Raw genomic sequence first — 22,575 nt, forward strand, 5'->3', positions numbered from 1 at the left:
AAGGTGCTGGATAATTTAAATTAATGGTTCTCCATTAAGATCTGTTGTCAGGACTTCACTCATATAATCAAAAAAGGGACGCATGGCCAGTAAAGTTTGCAGTACTTCCTTTTGGAAATTGTCTGATAACACTTCTTTATCGGTAAATTTTCGCATCACAACAAATTGCTTTTTCCTGATGAGATCTATAGCCTGATGATTTTTATCAAAGCCTCGTGGAGCTGTCTTCACAGAATCGCCCTTAAGTTCTCCGAAATATTTTACAAAAGTTTCATCAGAAGTAATCTTTTCAATTTCTTTGGTGCTAATCTCGAATTCTTTACGGATACGCAGTAAATCTTTAGCATCAGGTCCCCAGAAGCCACCGCCTACAAAGCTGTTGCCAGGCTCCAACTGAATATAATATCCGCCTCTCAGCATCGGTTTTGAACGGGAATATCCAACTCCAAAATCTGTTTTATAAGGGGTCTTATCTTTAGAAAAACGAACATCTCTGTAAATCCTGAAAATATGAATTCCTTTTAGCTTATCGTATTCCTGAAGCTCAGAGTAAATCTTATTAAAAAAAACTTTGTTTTCTTTTACAATCAAATCATATTCAGATTTGTGTTGTGCAAACCAGTCGCGGTTATTGTTTTTTTCTAATTGTTTGAGGAATTCAAATGCTTTTTGCATATAGCTGTATAAATGTTTGTTGAATAATGATGAATATTATTTTTACCAATTCAAAAATTTTTTAAATTTTGGACCTGTCAATAATTTGTAAAGTAATAATAATATTCCGGCGGATTCAAAAAAAGAACCCATTACGAGAACTGCGTTACCAGAGAATGGGCCAAAACTCAGATGGGTTATTTTAAGTAGTGCTCCAATACTATTGATTAAAAAACCAATTAAAAAAATAATTAATACATGTTTAATTTTCATGACTTTAGTTCTGTTATACTATAATTCTAACCTGTTGTAAAACTCCTTTCTCATTTTTATACCTGAAGATATAAGTTCCTTTTTGTATTTTTTGTTTTGCATATTTGTGTACGTTATTGAAACAAATATAGGTAAAAGTTGGGTGGAGAGGAAATGGTAGGAGTGAAGGTGTTTTATCTTGGAATAAAAGAACAATATTGTTATTTACCAGCAGAAGTCTTTTGACTTTGAATTATTTATTTTTTTGCGCAAAGTCATTACCTTTTACCATATATTCTGCAAATCATCAATTGTAAAAGTATCGTTCATCTTTTTGTAGTTTTATTGGTAGTTATTGATCTTGACGTTTATCCAATTTTCTTAAATAAAAACCGTTCCACAAAGGCAGAACGGTAGTATATTAAATTGTTTTGCAGATGTTGCTGTCAAAAAGCTTCTCCGGCTGCTCTCTTTGTTGAGTTATAATCAATTAAGGTAGTGAAAGCTTTCTTTAATCTTGCAACCAAGGCATCATCATTTTTGAAGCTAAAAGGCTGGGTATACTCATTATAGTTAGGGCCTGCAATAGACATTTCATTATCAGATATATTTCTAAAGCTAAATTCTTTACCAAAATCTGTGTATTTAATGACTGAGCCTTTCACATAAAAATCGTTGGAATATTCAGGAGACATACCTGTGATTTTATTTAGATATACTGTAGAAATACAATCGTAGGCACCTATTTTTACTTTATACACAAATTCTCCGTTGGAATATGAAACAAATTCTCTTTCTTTACCTAAGCCTTCTTTCATTTTCCCCGCAATCCAATCCATTGTTTCTTGTTTGCTAGGTTTGGATGTTTTGTTTTCTGTAGCTTGTTTTGCAGGTTTTGCAGTTGTTTTCTTTTGAGCATTTACATTCATACTTACAACTGTTATTAATAGTATGATTGGTAGTTTTAGTTGTTTGGTCATTGTTTTTTATTTAATAATTACTATTATTTTTTTAGAGTAATGGCTTTACTTAAAGGCTTTAAATTTACATATAGTTCTGATTGTATGGATGTTTATATGTTGATATTTTGAATAATATTTCATGGTTTGCAATAAATCATTTATAGATAGTATTGTGCATTTTAAGCTTTATATTTTCACTGGCCCATGTGCTTTTAATTTTATCGATCCAGAGATACATCATACTAATGTGCTTTATTTGTTTTCTTGATCCCAGTGTGCATTTGCAGAGAGTGTATGTTATTCAATATCTGCCACTTGTATGCTTTTAATAGCTGAGCTGGTGAGAGAGGTTGTACTTCCGCCGATGATGTAAAGTTTATTGTTATATACTTCCGCAGCAGCATGTCTTCTGGGAATCATATTGGATGACAACTGATGTAATGTATTGGTTGTAGTATCAAAATAGGCCAGGAAACTTTGATTATTCACACCACCTACAATAAAAATTTTATTACCGGATACAGCTAATGAGTGTCCGTATATACCAGCAGGCATTGTATATTGATTGGTCCAAAGATTCGTTTTGAGATCGTAAACATTAATCAGGCGGGATGGGGTACCGTTAAAACCACCAATGACATAAAGTTTATCATTAACAATTTTACCTTTTGTTTCCCTGGCTGTGGGCATATCTGGTAAGGGATTCCATGTATTTGAAGCAATATCATAATACTGGAATTTATTGGAAAATACAGAGGTCTTGGCTCCACTTAATCCGCTTCCGCCAAACATATATATCTTGCCATTATAGATGGCAGAACCTGCATTTCCTGTATAGGAACGATTAACAGCCCCCTTCGTTATGGTATTGGTGGCAAGGTCTACAATTTCAAGATGGCTGTTTCCCCAACCGTTAAAAATATAGATTTTATTATCGTAAGTCTCCGAATTAGCAAATTTTTTGGTAAGTAGGGTAGAATTGAGAATACTCCAGCTGTTACCAGTAATATTATATTTCTCAATATACTTCGCATCACCTCCTTTTTCCTGATATCCATTGCTCACATAGATATTATCATTCACTATTACACTGGTTACGGCTCCTCTGCCTGCAGACATATTGGCAAGGTTTTTAAAATGAAGAGTCTGTGCATGGGCTAAGAATGAACCCAACAGTGAAAGGAATAATAATTTTGTTTTCAAGGGTGGTAGTGCTTAGTATTTATTTTTATTGAAGTTTTGGGTGGTTTAAAGATAGGAAAAGTTGAAGAGAATTTTCTAAAATCGCTTATAGTCAAATGAGCATGAGGTTATTTTTGTTATAAACAGAGCGGTTTTACTTAGGTTCTGTATCTCATTACCGCTATCCGAAGTCTCCTGACTTCGGATGATTTATTTTATTTCCGCAAAGTCGGGAGACTTTGCGGAGCTGGGATTAACACATTGGTTTGTTATTAAAAATAAATCCGAAGCCTTATGACTTCGGATTGTTTATGAGTACAAAACTGAGAGATCTTGCCCAGCTGGTTTAATATTTTACTGATGTTTTTTTATTATTTTAAAAACTTAAGACAGCCTTTATTCACTACTTTCCCTTCTGCTCGTATAGAAGTTGCTACATCATTGTTTATAACGGCTTCCTCATATTTTGAACCATTATATTCTTTGTGGAATGTATAATAATTATACCATACTTCGTCCCCTTTTTTTGAAACTACCACTGCATCATAAGCTTTTCTAAGGATTACTCCTGTATATTCTTGTCTGATGATTTTCATTTCATTACTGAACAGTATTACTTTAAATGCATTTGGTGCACCATCTTTGTAGAATTTTTTTACCGCTTTAAGGGTTTCTGCTTCTAATTTTACATCCTTGATAGCGGCTTTTGGAAAGCAATCGGATTCATTAAACTTTATTTCTTTCGGTACAATAACTTCAATCTCACCCACGGCTATCGGTTTATATTGAAAATCGGCACCTCCTCCAAAGGTTTTTAAAGGAACCTGTTCTATTTTTAATTTATGTTTCCCAGGTGTTAATAATTCTTGTTTGCCCAGTAATTTCTGAAAAGGAATTTCTCCCATCCATAGGGTTTCCGTACCGTCGTTGAGGCTATGTTTCATGGATAAGTTTTTCCTTGTCATATCCTCTTCATTTAAATATTCATCTCTCCCTGAAGACGCTATGAACTGATCATCAAAATAAAGGTTTGATATCAATCTGGTCTGGGAATCAAAAGAATCTTTCCATCCATTAATATCCTTGGTCTTCATGCCACTTTCTACCAATTGTAATAAGATACTGTTTGAAACAGAATGTGCATAAAATCCTCTGAGAAATAGTTTGTCTCCTAAGGTAAATGTTGTTATATATTCTGAAGCGGGAAGTGCTCGTTCAGTTTTAGAATTTGAAAACAAAACTTTTCCAACATTCTTTTTGTAGATTTCATTGAAGGCCTCAGGAAATTTTTCTTCTTCAAAAAGTTGCAGTTTTGCCTTTTCTTTTTCAATTTTTTTCAAATCCTGAGCGTGACTTGCTAACGAGAACGTTAAAAAAGTCATTAAGATCAATTTCTTCATTGTTCTTTTAAGTTTTATATGGTTATTTTGTTAAAATTTTTCAAATTTACTCATAGTTTTGATTGTTTAGGTATTTATTTGTTAATTTTTTTAATAATATTTTATTGTTGATTGAAAGTGACTTGTAGACAGTGTTATATGGTGTAAATACTGTCTCTGAAGCTTTCTTACTTTAGAGAACCTGTTTTTATTTACTCAAAGCTGAGATGTTTTAGAGTGAGCCATTAATACCTCACATTTACCCATAAATCCTTGAATAATGAAGGGATGCTTTAAGGTTAAAAAAATAAAAACTGTTCTGAAAACAGAACGGCTACACTTACATTCTGTACTTCATCATCAAGTACGGATACCCCCTTACCTAAGGGGGTAGATGGGGTTGGATAAGGGGAGGTCTCGCCTTGCTCAAGAGGTTTCAGGGACTTATGGAAGGGTCTGGAGGGGCTTTGTGAAGTGGATTTAGACCGTTCTCAAGAGGATATAGCCACTTATCTAAGTGGTTAAAGTGGCTTATTGAAGTGGCTGTAGAGGGGCCAGGAGTGGCTGGAGCTTCTTTATGAAGTAGCTAAAGAGGTTTTGTAAAATGGTTATAGGAGGCTGCATTATTGATGCAGGTTGTTCCTAAGGGAGTATAGCCATTTATACAAGTGTCTAAAGGGATTTATGGAAGTGATTAAAGGGGCTTCAGAAGTAACTGGACTTTATTCATTAAGTGACTATAGAGACTTGTAATAAAGGCTGGAGGGATTTATAGAAGAGGGCAGAGCTGCATTACTGCCCGAAGTCTATTGACGCAGGAATTTTTATTTTTTCCTTCTCCTTTCCAGAAGAAGATACGCTGCATCCAGCATTTTGATCAGATGAATATATGGGTTTATCATATTCCTTTCTGGGAGATTGTTGTATACCCCAAGTGAGAAATAGGCCATCCCGGATATAAAATAATCAAATTCCCTGATGCTGTATTCTTTGAATGCTTTTTTGAAGACCAACAGAGGATTTTGGTATTCTTTCTCAGAAAGCAAGCCAAGAACTAATGGAGATACTTCTTCCAACGGGATATTGACGATCCCTTTCTTTTCCTTCAGCGCTATGAAGTAACCTGCACGAATGAATGACCGCATCGCCTGATAAAAATGAAGAATGACAGACGGATCTTCCTGTATCCGGCTATTTCGTTTGAGAGCATAATTCATAATGTTGTTTAGCTGTTCCTTGGATGCTGTAAGGTCATTGAGCTGAAAATAGGTTTCCATCAGCTGTAAGCCGTAGTATTTTTTGTGGCCTTTCCCAAGCCGGGAGTGAAAGTCTGTTCTGCTTTTTTTCATGAGTTTGTATTTTTATTTTACGATTTTACTGGCCGTAAAGGAGGAAGTCCTGAACTTCCTGCCATACAAGCCAATGAATATAATAGAATTTGTGTTTTTCTAAAAGCCCGAAAGCCGCAATGGATTGTACACCCCATTGTACCGTATCATGATACTTTATGTTGTAAAGCAGGCTTAGAATAAGATGATTGTAGAAAAGCAGAACAGCATGAAAATAAAAACGGCATGAGACTCTACAATATCTGTCATAGAGGTACTGGTATACCGTGCAACAGATAAGAGAGCCCACGCCTAGGTCGTGAGCTTCATACTTATCATCTTGTTGCTTTAAAAATTACCAGTTTTCTATGACAAGACTCTAAGCAATAGCTTCTATATTTCGTTGAAGTATCGCAAAATTACTCTAATGAGTAATCTTTTCCAAATATAATAAAAATATCTTCATATTACCGAATTCGGTAATGATAATTTATACTAATAATTACAATTTGCACTAAACAGTGCGATTATGAACGAGTTTAAGACTGATGAAATCAAAAGAATGGTCTCAGAAAAAATAAAAGAAATAAAAGGAGAAACTCCTTATTCTAAGGTTTCTGAAAGATGTAATGTTACGGCTGCAAGGATTAGTGATGTTGCTAATAATAAGATTGATTGTCAACTCAGTACTTTTATTGAAATTGCAACCGGATTAAGAATAGACCCAAAGGAATTATTTGATATTGTTTTTGATTTTGAAGAATATTATTCTGAATTAGATAAATAAACCAAGCTCCGAAGTCTGAAGACTTCGGAGCTTATTTTTAAATAAACTGATTTTGTTTTTATTGGAACAAAGTCAGGAGACATTGCTCAACGAGAAATATTTTATTATGTGCTCGCTTTTTTGAATTTCTCCTGTATAGCATTGTTTTCAATGGTGGTTTTTAAGTAATCCATTAAAGAAATTATGTCATCATAAAAGTTTTCAAATGTTGTTAAATCTATAATCTTATGTTCTCCATGCGCTATATAATTCCTTTCTTCAACAAGGTCATTAATCAACTCCTTTTTACTTTCTATATGAGAATCTTGAAGGTCGAGTATAAATAAAATCTCACTTAAAACATCATACCTTAAATTAGACTTGGTATTTATAATGTTTTTCTTGGGAATATTTGATTGCTTATTGATTTCAGTAAAAATAAAATCAATGATTTTAGTTCTGTTTTCAAAAGAACTGTTATTTAAATCACCTAATTTATTTTGTAATGAAAGAGCAATAAATTGAGTTTTTAATTCATCATTTTTTAGATATTTGTTTGATACGTATTCCAAATAATAGCTCATAGTTAGTTTGACATATCCCTCCCAATGTGCGTACAGCAACGGAAGTGAGGCTCTAATCATAGCGGACTGTAAAGAATTTTTACTTGTGGGTATTTTACTTTTTATTAAAGTAAGTTCTTTTCTTCTCCAAGATAATTCTCCATATAATTTGTCCGAAAGATTATCAAATGTCTGAATTCTAGCTGCCATTATTTTCGGAAATAATCTTTTGCAAACGGAATAATGTTAGGAATTCTTGTTCTTGCATTTGAACCTGAACCTGTGAATCTTTGAAAAGTAGATTGTGTATGTAAATCTTTTATTTTTTGTTTTATAAAATCTATGTCATCAGGTAGTTGATAGTTGTCTAGATTTGAAGATACACCAACTGATATTGCTTCAAATGCTGATTCTAAAAATTTCCCTTTAAAATTTTGTCCATCAAATCTTTTGAAAACATTATCACCAAACAATTGATTTAATAATTCAAATGTTTTAAAGAATTTATCTTTTATTCCAACATAATCAAAAGTTGTATCTATTAAAACTTTCTCTACAATTTCATCAAAGAAATCACTAAGTTCTTTCTTTGGTGAGTACGTATAATGAGATAGTGCAATATGACGAAGAACTAATTCCATTGGATATTGTTCCTCAAAAAGTCTTTCGGTTAATGCTATAGTTTCAACAAAATTGTTGTCACTTGCTAATTCTTTAAACCAAGTAAAAGTTGGTTTATTAACCATTATCATAACACTATTTCTGACTTCTTGGTCACTTGCATATGTTCCTCCTGTATTAAGTCTTTGAAATACATCAAATTTTGCATTTGGACCAGAATCACTTAATATTATCGAGAAATTAAGTTTTGATCTTTTAATAAATAGTTTTAATGAACTAGGGATTTCTAAATCTCCGTCATTTTTGTATTCCCAAACCATTCCTTCTAAACTTGGAAGATATTTTGTCCCTTCTAGTTTAAGTCTCTCTTTTTTAGGGATATCTTCCGCTTCTGGCAAATCGCTCATGAATTGTAATAATGTTGAAATTCTTTGTAATCCATCTACAACTTCCCATATACCATCTTCTCTCTGAAATACAAAAATTGAAGGAACAGGGATGCCTAATAAAATTGATTCAATAAGTCTTGATTTTTGACTGTTTGTCCATCTAAAATACCTCTGAAAATCTGGGTTTATTAAAATTTCTCCTTTTTCGAATAAATTCACAAGCTCTCCAATAGACATTGGGTAATTCTCTGTTTTGAACTCTGTTCTTTTTTGTTCAATCTCTATAATTAATTTTTCTGATTGTTTCATAATTAATTTTTCAAACTTTCATTTGTTATGCTTTGATCTAACTTCTAAAGTTACACATTACGTCAAATTTATATAAGTAATATGCTTCCATAGATTTTTATATATTATTTATATGGCTTAGAATTTTTTACGCTTTTCTTGCAAATTATAAACCTATAGTCGAATACTGATTATTAAGTAAAGATTTACGTCCCCTAATTACTTTGTTAGATTCTAGAACTAAATTATGGAGATGTGAAATAAGAAATGAATTGATGTTCTTTCATGGTTTTATTTAAGTTAATCAAATATAATTAAAATAATTATATAATAAAAACCGCTCTACAAAAGTAGAACGGTTAATATATAATTTGTCTCAGCGACACGTTGTTACATCATTCCTGGCATTCCACCACCCATTGGCATTGCTGGTTTAGTGCTTTGTTAAACCTTCAATTTTATTTTATCTATTGGAATATTTAAAATCCCACAACCCTTCGCAACATGAGGGAGTAAGTTTATAAAATAAATAGTAAATATTTCAGAATTAAAGGAAAAACCAAGATCATGTAAATATTCATATTTACAAAATTCTAAAAGTATTGAGGCACATTCTGTGTCAGAATATTGATTTATCATAGCAATAAGAAAGAATTCAATATTTTCATAATCACTATGGTCGATAATTTCAAATAGTGAGATTTTTCTTTCTGGTTGTAAGGCAAAGTTGATACTGTAAACGTAATAATTTGGATGTGCTGAGCCAAAATAATCACTTTCGGTGATTACAATACTTAGGAAGTTATCATTTAATGTTTCAATAGTGTAATTGACATCTAAATAGAATTCATTTTCGTTACTACGTGAAATCGAATAATTTTCGTCTTCATTTACAAAGACTCTAATATTACTTATGATTGAATATCCAAGTTGTTGGACAAAAGCATTAACGAAATCATTGTTGAACTTTTTGTTTTCAATAAAGAAAGGAATTTCGATGGTATTTTCTATCTTAATATCTTTATTAATTTCCAGTGGTAATTGTATCGTTTTTACTATAGATGTTTCATTGTTATCTTTAAGTTCAAAAAAAATGTACCTCCTTTATCTCCTGAGCCAGATAGTGAACCATGCAATGGCGTTTGTGTTCTATCCTCATTAAATTGTAATATGACTTGTTCAGAAAAGTGATTAAAGGACAAATGTTTTTGATTATTAGATTCTAAAATAGAAAAAACAGCATTACAAAAAGGGCTGTTTTCACCTTCTTTTCCATCACTTACTGTTTCTATACCACCAGAAGTAAGTGCTTGTCTTGAATATTTGTTTTGTAAAGCTTTTAAGCCTCCTCCACGATTAAGTTGGAAAATCGCCCCTGAAAAACAGCTGTCAGAAATCAAAGCAATATTTTTAGCAGGTGAGGCTTTGAAAAATTTTATTAAATCTCCAATATTAAACCAAGTTGTTAAGTCATTTTTTTTAGAATCAGAACATAACCAATAATTTGACTCTAAAGCTGGTATATATTCACCATGGCCAGCGAAAATAATTAAAATTTCATCTTTTTCTAATGAGTTAATTAATTCAGAATATAGTTGATTATATAGAAATGATAATGTAGTTTGTTCTTTTTGAGCATATAAATCATAAGAGTTAAATTGATATCTTCTAAAAAGTACATCAATAAGTTTGTTTGTGTCTTTTACGCAATTGACTAAATCGGATATTGTTTTATCCTCATATTCATCAATTGCAATGGCTATAATCTTTTTCATTTTTATTAGTATAAAGAAATGGTAACTAAAACATTAGAGTTTCTTATTTCATTAAATAATATAAATATAAAAAGATTAGTATACTTTTTTGATAAAAAAACCGCCCTACAAAAGCAGAACGGTTAATATATTAAATTGTCTTAGCGACTTGCTATTACATCATTCCTGGCATTCCACCACCCATTGGCATAGCTGGTTCAGCGCTCTTTACTTCAGTGATAACACATTCAGTAGTAAGAAGCATTCCAGATACAGAAGCTGCGTTTTCAAGGGCAACTCTTGTTACTTTAGTTGGGTCAATGATACCTGCTTCAAGCATTTGAACATACTCGTCAGTTTTCGCGTTGTATCCGAAGTCTCCTGTTCCTTCTGCTACTTTAGCAACAATTACAGAACCTTCACCACCTGCGTTAGCAACGATTTGTCTTAATGGCTCTTCGATAGCTCTCTTAACGATTTTGATACCTGTGTTTTCGTCAGCGTTAGCACCAGAAAGGTTGTCTAGAGATTTAATTGCTCTTACTAAAGCAACACCACCACCTGCAACGATACCTTCTTCAACAGCTGCTCTAGTAGCGTGAAGTGCATCATCAACTCTGTCTTTTTTCTCTTTCATTTCTACTTCAGAAGCAGCACCTACATAAAGGACAGCAACACCACCCGCTAACTTAGCTAGTCTTTCCTGAAGTTTCTCTCTGTCGTAGTCAGAAGTTGTAGTTTCCATCTGAGCTTTGATCTGAGCTACTCTTCCTTTGATTTTCGCTTCGTCACCACCACCGTTTACAACAGTTGTGTTGTCTTTGTCAATCGTTACTTTTTCAGCAGTTCCAAGCATATCTAAAGAGATGTTTTCCATAGTGAAACCTTGCTCTTCAGAGATCACCTGACCTCCTGTAAGGATAGCGATATCTTCTAACATTGCTTTTCTTCTGTCTCCGAATCCTGGAGCTTTTACAGCAGCAATTTTAAGAGAACCTCTTAATTTGTTTACTACCAAAGTAGCTAAAGCTTCACCTTCAACTTCTTCAGAGATAATTAATAGAGACTTACCACCTTGTGCAATTGGCTCAAGAACTGGAAGTAATTCTTTCATTGAAGAAATTTTCTTCTCTACTAAAAGGATATATGGGTTTTCTAGTTCAGCTAGCATTTTCTCAGGGTTAGTCACGAAGTAAGGTGACTGGTAACCTCTGTCGAACTGCATACCTTCTACAACATCTACAGTTGTATCGATACCTTTAGCTTCTTCTACAGTAATTACACCTTCTTTTCCAACTTTTCCGAAAGCTTCAGCGATTAAAGCACCGATCGTTTCGTCGTTGTTAGCAGATACAGAAGCAACTTGCTTTACTTTATCTGTAGAATCTCCAACAGCCTGAGACTGTGTTTTAAGGTTTTCAACAACAGCTGTTACCGCTTTGTCGATCCCTCTTTTAAGATCCATTGGGTTAGCACCAGCAGCTACATTCTTAAGACCTTCTCTTACGATAGCCTGTGCCAATACAGTAGCGGTAGTAGTACCGTCTCCTGCGATATCATTAGTTTTGGAAGCAACTTCTTTTACCATTTGCGCTCCCATATTTTCTACTCTATCTTCAAGTTCGATTTCTTTTGCAACAGAAACACCATCCTTAGTTACGTGTGGAGCACCGAAAGATTTTTCGATTACTACATTTCTCCCTTTAGGACCTAAAGTTACTTTTACTGCATTTGCTAATGCATCAACTCCTCTCTTTAGAGCGTCTCTTGATTCAATATCGAATTTTATTTCTTTTGCCATCTTATTTAGATATTAGATGCCAGACGTTAGATATTAGACGTCAAGCATTGTTTGAAAATTATTTTTTATTCAGTTTTAAGTCTGAAATCTGATGTCTTATATCTGGATTCTTATCCGATGATTCCTAATAAGTCAGCTTCTCTTACGATTAAGTAATCTTTACCTTCTAACTTCAATTCAGAACCTGAATATTTTCCATAAAGAACTTTGTCACCTACCTGAACAGTTGTAGGCTCATCTTTTTTACCAGGACCTACTGCCACTACAGTACCTTCTTGCGGCTTTTCCTTTGCAGTATCCGGGATGATAATTCCTGAAGCTGTTTTAGTTTCTGCTGCGATTGGCTCTACCAGAACTCTGTCTGCCAATGGTTTAAAGTTTACTGACATAATATATTTATTTTTTAATTATTTCTGTGTTGTAATTCTCTAAATGTATGCCATGAGACATGGATGGCTGAAATGGCAGACTTTTGACCCTGAATGTGAAAATTTGGCAGAAAAATAAAAAATAGAAAGCCGGAAATTTCCGGCTTTTATTGTAAGTGTTTAATTTTTACAGGTAGGTTTTTATGGGCAATATTGTCCTGGTCCTATCCATAGAATACATTGTCCTTTGTAATTGTACTCACAGCAAAAACGTCCTGCTGCTCCGCCGTTGATTGATTTCTGAGCATCTCTGCTTAGTAATTTTGCATTTTTCATAGTTAATAATATTTAATTTGTATGTTTCCTGAACGTTTAAAGTCAATCAGGATTTTGACATTTGGTGTTTAAGTCTTATTCAAAGATAATATTTTTTCCTTTATATGTGAAATTATGTTTTATTTTTTTAAAACATAATTTATTGGATACCAGTGTATATATGTTCTTTTTTGAAGTTAAAAGGGTAGTGGTAAAGGATGTGTGTAAAAAAGAAGCCGGAAGAAATCTCCGGCTTTTACTAGTATATGTTAGAATTGATCTATGGACAATATTGTCCCGGTCCGATCCATAAGATACAGTTACCGTTTCTGTCTTTTTCGCAGCATTTGATTCTGGCTGTAACACTTCCACCACAAATTACTTTTTGTGTTTCTCTGTTTAATAGTTTTGCATTTTTCATAGATCGTAATGTTGAGTTTGTGAAATTTTTCAAATACTATTCTATGGGCAAAATTGTCCCGGCCCAATCCAGCGGATACATTTCATATTGTCATCGTAATCACAACAAACAAGTTTTGCAGTAGATAATCCTCCATGAATGGATTTCTGACTGTCTCTGTTTAATAATTTAGCATTTTTCATATGTGTAATACCTTCGTTTTTTTGATTCCTGAATATTTAATGTCAATCAGGATTTTTTGACAGTTGGTGTTTTATTGTTGTTTCAAAGGTAAGTGGTTTTAAGATAGCTTGTTAAGTTGTTTATAGACAGAAGGGTGGTATTGATAGGTAGAAAATATTTTTATTATTGAATCATCTCCAGAAACATTTTTCTTCCGGCCATATCCATATCCTGTTTTACAATTTTTCTTGTTTCAGGATCAATATAATAGGTGACAGTAGAAGTTCTGTTGCTGATATCGTCATTTGTTTTTACAGCCCACACTGGTTTTCCATTGTATTCAGTTTTTTGAGTATCCAGAATATAGGCTTTCATGATTCCCTTTTTTTCTGATTTTGGATTGTAATCGAAAATAGAAATTTCAGAGGTATAGTTTTCTTTCAGAGGAAGAAATCTTATCAGCATCGCATAACTGCTGCTATCAAAATAATGGATGGCAGGGAGGTCGATAATATCCTTTTTCTGGGATTTTTTATCCAGATAATAGCCGCTGACTTTATCTTTACCGGATTTGAGAACCATATCTCTCATCATATTGTAAGATGAGTGGTAGACTGGAGTAAAATCAGAGGTTTTTACAAGAGTGGAATCAATCCATTTCGTATCTGGAGCCTGCTTTAGTTTTACTGTTGTTCTGATTAAAAGATCTGTTTTGTTTAATTTTTTGAGTTCTGTAATAATGCTTCCAATTTCTATTTTTGAACCTGCATTATCAGCATACCAGATCGCTTCAGAGGTTTCATCTTTAATCAATTTGGAATTGATGCCTGCATTTTGTGGGGTAAGCAGTTGCTGTGAAAAAAGGTGAGTACTGCTTATCAATAAAAGAAAAATAAATGTTCTCATAGTCTTTTTATTAATTAGTTATCCTAATCTTTAAAAAGTTACATAATTGAAAGTTAATGCTTTAAATGAGTGTTAAGCCAAATTAAGCAGAGGGAATTTCACTTTTTTGATGTTGGTTTATTTTAGAAATAATAGCTCCTGAAACAGCAATGCCAATAAAATTGGTTACCGATCTGGCTTCGTTCATAAAACGGTCTACACTATAAAGTAGGGCAATATCCGTTAATGGAATTTTTCCAAACCTGTTCAAGGTAAAAATAAGGGCTAAAAATCCAGAACCGGGAACACCGGATGCCGTTTTTGAAGTAATGGAAATAATAACAAAGAGCCATATATAATCATTAAAGCTTAAAGGAATATTATAAAACTGAACTAAAAAACAGCAGGTTACCGAAATATAGATACAGGCTCCGGCAAGATTGAAATTATACCCCAGAGGAATAATGAATCGTAAAATCTTTCTGCTATAGCCCTCAGATTCCATTTTTTCAAAAATTAATGGGAAAGCGGTTTTGGAAGATGAAGTGGTAATAACCAGAATAATTTCCTCCTTAATATCCAGTAAAAATTTCCAAAGATTAAACCTGAACAGATATGAGATAAGTCCTAACACTCCAAAAATAAATACAATATCTGCAAGATAAACGGTAGCCACTACTTTACTTAATGGGAGAAGTGTATTGATACCATACACCGCAACACCATAGGCAATGTTACAAAAGATAATAAAAGGCAGAACGATGTACAGGTATTTAATAACGGTGTAAAACATACCTGTCCCACGATCTAAAACACTCAGGAATTTTTCTTTTTTTGAGAAAAAATTCATGGTAACGCCTATCAAAATAGATAAGAACAGGAAAATACCATGCCTATTGAGATAGAGAACGGTAGAAAAATGTCCATCTTTGATTTCAAAAGCTTTAGGCAAGCTGGTGCTGATATGGCTGACATCAATTCCGGTATCAGAGCCGGGCTGCATCACTAACCCAAAGATAAGGCCTAATATTATGGCTATAGAAGTGACTGTCAAAAAGTAAAAAATGGTTTGTAATACAATATTACTGGCATTTTTAATTTCGGACAACTGACAGGTTCCATAAATGATTGCCATAAAAATAACAGGAAGAATAAACGCTTCCAGAACCATAAAAAAATATCGGCTTACTACTCCCAATTTTATACTTTCTTCAGGAATATAATGACCTGCCATTACACCGCATATCATTGCCGTAAACACATACAAAGTAAGGTTTTTGAGGTATTTACCGGTGAACGTTTTTTGAGGCTGCAGGAAATTCATCTGGGAGTTAAACTGTCTTTACAAAACAGATTTTTAGGTTTGATTATTATTTATAAAGTTGAAGATACTCATTATTCGTCAAATTCTAATTATATCGTTCCGAGAAGCAGTGCTCCTACCAACATGATGATGGATGACCCGATGGCCCATTTTAATGTATATTTTAAATGGTCTGAATATTCTACACCAGCCAATGATACCAATAGATAGGTTGAAGGAACAAGCGGACTGAGTAAATGTGAAGCCTGCCCCACAAGGCTGGCTCTTCCCAATATTTCAGGTGCAATATCCATCTGGCGGCCTGTAGCCTCAATGATGGGTAATATTCCAAAATAATAAGCATCATTGGTAAGAAAGAAGGTAAGCGGAACACTGAATATAGCGGTAATAATATTAAGATAGCCACCCCAGCTTTTGGGAACAATTTCTATCATACTGTTTCCCATGGCCTGCATGATTCCTGTTCCGTTGAGGATTCCTGTAAAAATACCTGCTCCAAAGATCATTCCTGCCACAGACAGAGCATTGCCTGCATGTTTTGAAATAATTTTTTGCTGATCTTTCAGTTTAGGGTAGTTGATAACAGATGCAATACAAAATGCAATCATAAAAGCAATTCCAAGCGGAACAATATCTAGGATCATAACAACCAGCAAGATGATTGTCAGCAAAAGATTGATCCAGATTAGTTTGGGACGAAGCAGCTTGGGATCAGATTCTCCCATAATATCGCTGGTGCCATATTTAGTGTATTTTCCATGGGTTGCAATGCGTTTTTTTTCCTTTTTTCCTAAGATATAAGCCACAAAAATCACCCAAAGAATCCCTAAAGCCATAATAGGAATCATGGGAACGAAAATTTCTGTATGTCCCAGTTTCAGAGAACTCATAACGCGTGCAGTTGGGCCGCCCCATGGTAAAATGTTCATAATTCCTCCAGCCAGCATGATGATGCAGGTTAGCGTAAGTGGATTCATACCTTGCTTTTTATATAATGGAAGCATTGCTGCTACCACAATAATGTAAGTAGAAGACCCATCACCATCAAGAGAAACCAATGTAGTAAGAATAGCCGTTCCTATAGTAGTTTTTACAGGATTATCTCCCACAGCTTTTAAAATAAGATTCACCAAAGGCTCAAAAAGTCCTGTGTCTATCATTAAGCTGAAATAAAGAATGGCAAAAATGAGCATAACGCCGGTAAGGGCAATTTCTTTGACCCCGTTTTTCATCATCTCTCCCAGATGAGGACCAAAACCAGCTATAAATGCTATTGCTACAGGAATAATAACTAAAGCGGTAAGAGGAGTCATTTTTTTATTCATGATAAGCACCATAAAAATAATGATCATCAGAAATCCAAGGAGTGTAAGCATAGGTGAGTGTATTTTGAGGTTATTTATTTTTATTTTTTCTCCAGTCAAAACTGTTTCTGTAACCTACATAGGCATAGTTACTTGTAGATCCGGTTTCCAACTGGTTGATGAAAGCGACTTCTATGGCAGAGTTTTTTCCGACTTTGATGCCTATTCCGGCTGTTAAACGATTGCTGTCAAAAGGTTCTTCTTTCACAACATTCATTCTGATTTCATTCTTCAGAATACCATAAAGCTTTTCTTTTTCTCCAGCTTTGTTGAAGGGAATCCGCAAAGAAATAAGGTACCGAAGCCTTACAATAAATTCATCCGGATTACTGATGAATCGCTCTTCTACACGAAAACGGTGAGAGATTGAGGTTCTTCCGATATTTCCCCCAAGACTCACCTGTTGGAATGGTCTTTTTTCATACCTTTCTCTTTTGGTATTGTCGGATTTATAGGAGTCCAGAATAAGAAACATCATTCCCAAAGCAGGCTTTACATCATTGGCTACTTCATAGTCTACATAAGTGGACACCAGAAAAAGGCGGGTATCATAAGCCAGATCAAAAGACCGGTATTGAGAAAGCGCGGTTAGGGTACTTTTATCTGTCAGTCTTGCAGACATCAGATACTGGAACCACATATTATAGTTGTCACGGCTCTGTGCATAGACCAACTGACAAAATCCTAATAAAAAAATAGTGATTAACGATAATTTAATTTTCATGTAAAATTGAATTAATATCCTGTTGTTTCAAATATATTTATAAGAAGGAGTGGTGAATTTATTTTTCAATCAATGACAGTTTTTATCAGTGAACTGCAATCTCAGGTAAAAAAGGTCTTATATTTGAAAGATTGAAAATTGGATATTTTAGATGTTTTTTGTTGTCAATATTGTATTTATATTGTTGGTTTTTAGGATTTTACTTAACGGTAAGGTTTTGAAAAGACTGATGGAATATCATTGGGGACTTTTGCTGAAGTTTCAGCATACTTTATTCTTTATATTCTTTTTTATCATCACTTTTTTCACCGAAAATTACTTTTTAGATGTTCCTGAACTCATCTGGTCGGTATTATTTGTGATTATTTTTAATATCGGAATCTATTATTTGGTATATTTTTATCTCGTTCCCCGATTTTATCTTTCCAATAAGTATCCTGAATTTATTCTGTATGCCTTTATCAGTTTTTTGGTATCAAGTCTTTTTAGAATTTTATTGGAACCAGCTGTGTTCAACATGAAATTTGATGAAACTCTATCCAATACAAAATTTCTATACAACGTTTATACGGCACAGGGGATTGTGATTTTGGTGGCCTCCTTTCTGGGAATTACGAAAGATAAATTTTTGATTGAACAGGATTTTAAAGAATTGGGAGAAGAAAAAGATCAGCTGTATCTTGCTCTTTTGAAATCCAAATTAAATCCACATTTTCTGTTGAATACTCTGAATAATATCTATTCCAAAAGTTTTAATCAGGCCGAAAATACCTCAGAATCTATTTTACAGTTAAGCAAGCTGCTTCAATATGTTATTTATGATACGAATAAAGAGAAAATTACCCTGATGCAGGAATTTTCATCTATTAAATCTCTGATAGGACTTTATCAGCTGAAGTATAATAATATTTTGGATATAGATTTTAAAATGAAGGATGAAGAAATCCTTGAGCTTATTGAGCTACCACCATCAGTTTGCCTGACCTTATTTGAAAATGCATTGAAGCATTCTGCAATAGGAATAGAGGCAGATAGTTTTATCAAGGTAGGTTATGAATTCCGGGATCAGGAATTTTTGTTTGAGATCAGAAACTCTGTATCAAAAAATAAAAATATTATGGAGAACTCCAATGATAACGGATTAGGAAATGAGGCTGTTATCAGTATTCTGGAGAAATTCTATCCTGAAAAATTTACTTTCATCTCTGAAGCAACAGACAACAATACATACGAGACTCTCTTAAAAATTAAATTATAATGGCTAACCTGACGATTGTAGGAGTGGATGATGAATATCCCGCATTAGAACTTATCCGGCATTACTGTGCAAGGATAGAAGATGTTGAATTGCTGGAAACCTTTCAGAACCCTGAAGAAGCTCTCCAATATTTACAAAAGAATAGGGTAGACCTTGTTATTTTGGACATCAATATGCCTTATATCAACGGGATTGATCTTTTATTGCAATTGCCTTACAATCCTCTGTGTATATTTCTTACTTTGGAAACACAGTATGCAGTCAAAGCATTTGAACTGGATGTAGTACATTATCTTGTAAAGCCTGTAGATTTTGAAACCTTTAAAAAAGCTGTTTATAAAGCAAAAGATTTCTTACAGTTTAAGCAGTCTGCGGAAGACAAAAAACAGGAAGATTTCATTATGTTCAAATCAAATTATATAATGAATAAGGTACTTCTTAAAGATATAAAATGGGTTCAGGGTTTTGGAGAATATATTATCCTGATGACTCATCTAAAGAAATATATGATTCTGGATCGAATGTCTAATTTTGAAGAAAATTATCAAAATTTAGGTTTTATCAGAGTTCATAAATCATATATTGTCCTGTCTTCCCATATCAGCTCATATGATTCCAATACCATCTATTTGAAAGATGGAGAGCAGCTTCCGCTGGGCAGAACTTATAAGAGCCATTTGAAAGAGTATTTTGGTTAAAATAAAAAAACAGCTTTATTGTAAAGCTGTTTTTGTTTGTAAAAATTATATTTTTCCAGCGGCCTGCATCGGATTTACTTTTCCGGTTGAGCTTCCCCTTGCCGGGCCACCTTCCTGTTTCTGTTTAAACAGTTGGAATTTTGAAGTTTCACCACCGGATCCATTGTTGGTCCATAAGTTATTGTTAGTATCAATATCAGCCGTTTCTCTCATTGGATCCAACTGAATAGACTTAAGCTTCTTGTCAAAATAATAGGTCTTGGAAACTTTCTGTTCATTTAATCTCCAGATCTGTGCAGAAGATTTGTCATATAATTTTGAACCATCTTCAAAAGTGAATTCAAGAATGATTGGCATTATCAGTCCGCCCTTATTTACAAAATCGATCTGATAAGCTGTAATATTTTTGAATTTTTCTTTATCCTTAGCATCCAAAGGTAGAGTTACATCTACTTTAGTGGTATATTCTTTAGTGCTTACTTTTTCCTGACCTCTGTCATATCGGTAGTAGAAGTCCTGAGCCTCTTTATCTTTATCAACATAGAAAGTAATATTCTTATCTTCTCTGTTTCTGATTTTTGAAAGATCTTCAAAACTGTTTACTAAAGGTTTGTCAACCTGATATTTTACTTCTGTAGCTGCTTTTGGATCAGTCTCCAGATTAGGAGTTGCTACCGTTACTTTGTCGATCGCGATGTCTACAGGATCAGTTCCGTAGAACCATCCTCTCCAGAACCAGTCAAGGTCTTCACCACTGGCATCTTCCATGGTACGGAAAAGATCTGCAGGCTCAGGATGTTTGAAAGCCCATCTTTTTGCATAAGTTTTAAATGCCTTATCAAAAAGTTCCCTTCCCATAATGGTTTCGCGAAGAATATTTAATCCCGTAGCAGGTTTGGAATAAGCGTTCGGGCCATACTGAATAATATTTTCAGAATTACTCATGATAGGCTCCAATTGGTCTTTTGGAAGCTTCATATAGTCCACGATTGTCCATGCCGGACCTCTTTTGGAAGGAAATTTATTATCCCACTTTTCTTCCGTAAGGTATTCTGTAAAGGTATTTAAACCTTCATCCATCCAGGCCCATTGTCTTTCATCAGAATTGATGATCATTGGGAAGAAGTTGTGACCTACTTCATGGATAATTACCCCAATCATTCCATTTTTGGTTCCTTCAGAATAGGTACCGTCTTTTTCTGTTCTTCCGAAGTTGAAACAGATCATTGGGTATTCCATTCCGCTGGATGCCTCTACAGACTGAGCTACCGGATATGGATAAGGAATAGTGAATTCTGAATATGTTTTAATGGTATGAGCTACAGCCTTTGTGGAAAACTTTCTGTAAAGTCCATAAGATTCCTTAGGGTAGAAACTCATGGCCATTACTTTGTTATTGTTTTCAGGAATCGTAACACGCATTCCGTCCCAAACAAATTTTCTGGAAGAAGTCCATGCAAAATCTCTTACATCATTAGCTTCAAATACCCATGTTTTTCTTTGCTTAGAATGATTTTTCTCTGCTTTTTTAGCTTCGTCTAAAGTTACAATTTCTATAGGTTCAGAAGCATTCTCAGCCTTTCTGTATCTTGAAAGTTGATCAGCAGTTAATACCTGATCATAATTTTTACATTCTCCTGTTCCCCCTACAATATGATCAGCAGGAACGTTCATAGAAACCTTATAGTTTCCGAAAACCAGAGCAAATTCTCCTCTTCCGGTAAACTGATGGTTTTGCCAGCCCTGGAAATCACTGTATACACACATCCTTGGAAACCATTGAGTCATGGTATACAGATCATTACCGTCTTCCGGGAAGTTTTCATAACCACCGCGGCCGCCCATCTTCATTCTGTTGGAAATATTATAGTTCCAGTCTACCTTGAAAACAAATTTTTCTCCCTTTTTCAACGCTTTTGGAAGATCAATACGCATCATGGTTTTATTGACGGTATATTGTAAAGGGCTTCCTGAAGCATCAGTTACTTTTTCAAGGATGACTCCATAACCATTATCCTTTACAGGAAGTTCTGTAACCTTAAGCTGCTGGTCTGTTGTTGAAGGTTTAAGTATTGATGAATTATCATATCCTGCATTTCTTATGCTGGAATGTTCATTTTCATCCAGTTGAAGCCAGATATAATCCAGTTCATCAGGCGAATTATTGTAATAAGTAACCGTTTCCGAACCTTTCAGATTTCTTTTATCCTCATCAAGGTAAGCGGTAATGTTATAATCAGCTCTGTTTTGCCAGTAGGCATGTCCGGGAGCTCCGGAAGCTGTTCTGTAAATATTGGGTGTTGGCAGAATAGTTCCCAGTTGCTCAAACTTGTTGCCATGATTGCTGCCCGGGTTGTTCTGAATATTTTGTGCGGTGAAACCTGTATATGCAAATACAGAAAGTGAAAGTATAACAACTTTTAGTTTCATAACCGAAATGATTTAATAATTGTCAAAGATAGTAATAAGCAGTTGAAATTATGAAAATATTTCACGTTTAGAACGGAATTCTTTCCAAAGTCATTTTTAAGGATAGTGCAAAGACTCCAGATGAGACAAAAAGGATCCAGTCTTTTTTGTTGACCTTGAAAATATTCAGCAAAATAAACAGCAAAATTAGAATAGCTCCAACAATAACGATCTGTCCCAGTTCTAAGCCAATATTAAAACCTAATAATGGAACTGCAATACTTTGACTTTTGGCAATCATTACTCTTGCTGTATTGGCAAAGCCCATCCCGTGAACCAATCCAAAGATCAGGGCAAGATAGTAATTGGCACGCATTAACGTCTGTTTCTGGTTTTTCATGATAATATTATCAAGAGAAGTCAGAACGATGGTTAACGGAATTAGAAACTCAACCCAATCCGAAGGAACTCTGAAAACATCAAGAATACTTAAAGCCAATGTAATGGAATGCCCAATAGTGAATGCTGTGACAAGAATCAGTATTTTTTCCAGTCACTATAAGAATAGACAGCAATCAGAGCCAGAACAAAGAGTTGATGATCTAAGGCGTCAAGGGAAATAATGTGCTCCCAGCCAAGATTTAAATAAAATAGGAAATCCTGCATCATAAAGTAAAATATAATGCGTACGAAAATAATGATTAATTT

Annotated in this window: 21 protein-coding genes and 1 pseudogene; 3 read left to right on the plus strand and 19 right to left on the minus strand. The window is 34.1% G+C overall.

What is annotated here, in order from left to right; genetic code table 11:
• Positions 1–15 precede the first annotated feature (15 nt).
• The 5 genes from BOQ64_RS06770 to BOQ64_RS06790 all read right to left on the minus strand — a co-directional run bounded on the left by BOQ64_RS06770 (position 16) and on the right by BOQ64_RS06790 (position 5,778).
• Positions 16–675, minus strand: coding sequence for a DUF2461 domain-containing protein (locus BOQ64_RS06770; protein ID WP_129054431.1), 660 nt, complete (start codon positions 673–675; stop codon positions 16–18).
• A 677-nt stretch (positions 676–1,352) separates the two neighbouring features.
• Entirely contained in the window at positions 1,353–1,886 is a 534-nt protein-coding gene (locus BOQ64_RS06775; protein ID WP_129054433.1) for a hypothetical protein, read from the minus strand.
• A gap of 279 nt (positions 1,887–2,165) precedes the next feature.
• Positions 2,166–3,071, minus strand: a complete 906-nt coding sequence (locus tag BOQ64_RS06780) for a Kelch repeat-containing protein (RefSeq protein WP_129054435.1) — start codon at positions 3,069–3,071, stop codon at positions 2,166–2,168.
• A 350-nt stretch (positions 3,072–3,421) separates the two neighbouring features.
• Entirely contained in the window at positions 3,422–4,450 is a 1,029-nt protein-coding gene (locus tag BOQ64_RS06785; RefSeq protein ID WP_129054437.1) for a hypothetical protein, read from the minus strand.
• Positions 4,451–5,253: 803 nt separating this feature from the next.
• Positions 5,254–5,778, minus strand: coding sequence for a hypothetical protein (locus tag BOQ64_RS06790; RefSeq protein ID WP_129054439.1), 525 nt, complete (start codon positions 5,776–5,778; stop codon positions 5,254–5,256).
• Between the two features lie 508 nt (positions 5,779–6,286).
• Between BOQ64_RS06790 and BOQ64_RS06795 the strand changes: the two genes are divergently transcribed.
• A complete protein-coding gene (locus BOQ64_RS06795; protein WP_129054440.1) occupies positions 6,287–6,544 on the plus strand; it encodes a helix-turn-helix transcriptional regulator in 258 nt (85 codons plus the stop codon).
• A gap of 104 nt (positions 6,545–6,648) precedes the next feature.
• Here the strand turns inward: BOQ64_RS06795 and BOQ64_RS06800 are convergent, their stop codons facing one another.
• The 12 genes from BOQ64_RS06800 to BOQ64_RS06845 all read right to left on the minus strand — a co-directional run bounded on the left by BOQ64_RS06800 (position 6,649) and on the right by BOQ64_RS06845 (position 17,502).
• Positions 6,649–7,296 (minus strand): MAE_28990/MAE_18760 family HEPN-like nuclease, encoded by a 648-nt coding sequence (locus BOQ64_RS06800; RefSeq protein ID WP_129054442.1) that lies wholly within the window; start codon positions 7,294–7,296, stop codon positions 6,649–6,651.
• Positions 7,296–8,405, minus strand: a complete 1,110-nt coding sequence (locus BOQ64_RS06805; protein ID WP_129054444.1) for a DUF262 domain-containing protein — start codon at positions 8,403–8,405, stop codon at positions 7,296–7,298. Before BOQ64_RS06805 ends, BOQ64_RS06800 begins: the two co-directional genes overlap by 1 nt.
• A gap of 423 nt (positions 8,406–8,828) precedes the next feature.
• Positions 8,829–9,479 (minus strand): PdaC/SigV domain-containing protein, encoded by a 651-nt coding sequence (locus BOQ64_RS24810; RefSeq protein WP_129059680.1) that lies wholly within the window; start codon positions 9,477–9,479, stop codon positions 8,829–8,831.
• Positions 9,440–10,159, minus strand: coding sequence for a caspase family protein (locus tag BOQ64_RS06815; protein WP_129059668.1), 720 nt, complete (start codon positions 10,157–10,159; stop codon positions 9,440–9,442). The genes BOQ64_RS24810 and BOQ64_RS06815 overlap by 40 nt, the downstream gene beginning before the upstream one ends.
• Positions 10,160–10,313: 154 nt before the next feature.
• Positions 10,314–11,939 carry a chaperonin GroEL gene (gene groL, locus BOQ64_RS06820; protein ID WP_129054448.1) on the minus strand — a complete coding sequence of 542 codons (1,626 nt, stop codon included), beginning with the start codon at positions 11,937–11,939 and terminating at the stop codon, positions 10,314–10,316.
• Between the two features lie 110 nt (positions 11,940–12,049).
• Positions 12,050–12,328, minus strand: coding sequence for a co-chaperone GroES (gene groES / locus BOQ64_RS06825; protein ID WP_002976538.1), 279 nt, complete (start codon positions 12,326–12,328; stop codon positions 12,050–12,052).
• Positions 12,329–12,508: 180 nt separating this feature from the next.
• On the minus strand, positions 12,509–12,643 hold the full coding sequence (locus BOQ64_RS24485) for a hypothetical protein (RefSeq protein ID WP_262484685.1): 135 nt from the start codon (positions 12,641–12,643) through the stop codon (positions 12,509–12,511).
• Positions 12,644–12,902: 259 nt separating this feature from the next.
• Positions 12,903–13,043 carry a hypothetical protein gene (locus BOQ64_RS23040; RefSeq protein WP_164975770.1) on the minus strand — a complete coding sequence of 47 codons (141 nt, stop codon included), beginning with the start codon at positions 13,041–13,043 and terminating at the stop codon, positions 12,903–12,905.
• 345 nt (positions 13,044–13,388) lie between these two features.
• Positions 13,389–14,111 carry a hypothetical protein gene (locus BOQ64_RS06830; RefSeq protein ID WP_129054450.1) on the minus strand — a complete coding sequence of 241 codons (723 nt, stop codon included), beginning with the start codon at positions 14,109–14,111 and terminating at the stop codon, positions 13,389–13,391.
• Between the two features lie 82 nt (positions 14,112–14,193).
• The gene (locus tag BOQ64_RS06835; RefSeq protein ID WP_129054452.1) at positions 14,194–15,414 is read right to left on the minus strand and encodes a cation:dicarboxylate symporter family transporter; all 1,221 of its coding nucleotides are present in this window, start codon (positions 15,412–15,414) and stop codon (positions 14,194–14,196) included.
• 89 nt (positions 15,415–15,503) lie between these two features.
• The gene (locus tag BOQ64_RS06840; RefSeq protein ID WP_129054454.1) at positions 15,504–16,790 is read right to left on the minus strand and encodes a CitMHS family transporter; all 1,287 of its coding nucleotides are present in this window, start codon (positions 16,788–16,790) and stop codon (positions 15,504–15,506) included.
• A 19-nt stretch (positions 16,791–16,809) separates the two neighbouring features.
• Positions 16,810–17,502 (minus strand): DUF2490 domain-containing protein, encoded by a 693-nt coding sequence (locus tag BOQ64_RS06845; RefSeq protein ID WP_129054456.1) that lies wholly within the window; start codon positions 17,500–17,502, stop codon positions 16,810–16,812.
• 217 nt (positions 17,503–17,719) lie between these two features.
• Between BOQ64_RS06845 and BOQ64_RS06850 the strand changes: the two genes are divergently transcribed.
• Both BOQ64_RS06850 and BOQ64_RS06855 read left to right on the plus strand, forming a co-directional pair.
• On the plus strand, positions 17,720–18,760 hold the full coding sequence (locus BOQ64_RS06850) for a sensor histidine kinase (RefSeq protein WP_228448247.1): 1,041 nt from the start codon (positions 17,720–17,722) through the stop codon (positions 18,758–18,760).
• A complete protein-coding gene (locus tag BOQ64_RS06855) occupies positions 18,760–19,458 on the plus strand; it encodes a LytR/AlgR family response regulator transcription factor (protein ID WP_129054458.1) in 699 nt (232 codons plus the stop codon). Before BOQ64_RS06850 ends, BOQ64_RS06855 begins: the two co-directional genes overlap by 1 nt.
• Positions 19,459–19,503: 45 nt before the next feature.
• Here BOQ64_RS06855 and BOQ64_RS06860 read toward each other — a convergent pair whose 3' ends face one another.
• Positions 19,504–21,888 carry a M1 family metallopeptidase gene (locus BOQ64_RS06860; RefSeq protein WP_129054460.1) on the minus strand — a complete coding sequence of 795 codons (2,385 nt, stop codon included), beginning with the start codon at positions 21,886–21,888 and terminating at the stop codon, positions 19,504–19,506.
• Positions 21,889–21,955: 67 nt separating this feature from the next.
• Positions 21,956–22,533, minus strand: a pseudogene (locus BOQ64_RS06865) (HupE/UreJ family protein).
• Between the last annotated feature and the right edge of the window lie 42 nt (positions 22,534–22,575).

Source organism: Chryseobacterium sp. CH25, assembly GCF_004119455.1.
GTDB lineage: Bacteria > Bacteroidota > Bacteroidia > Flavobacteriales > Weeksellaceae > Chryseobacterium.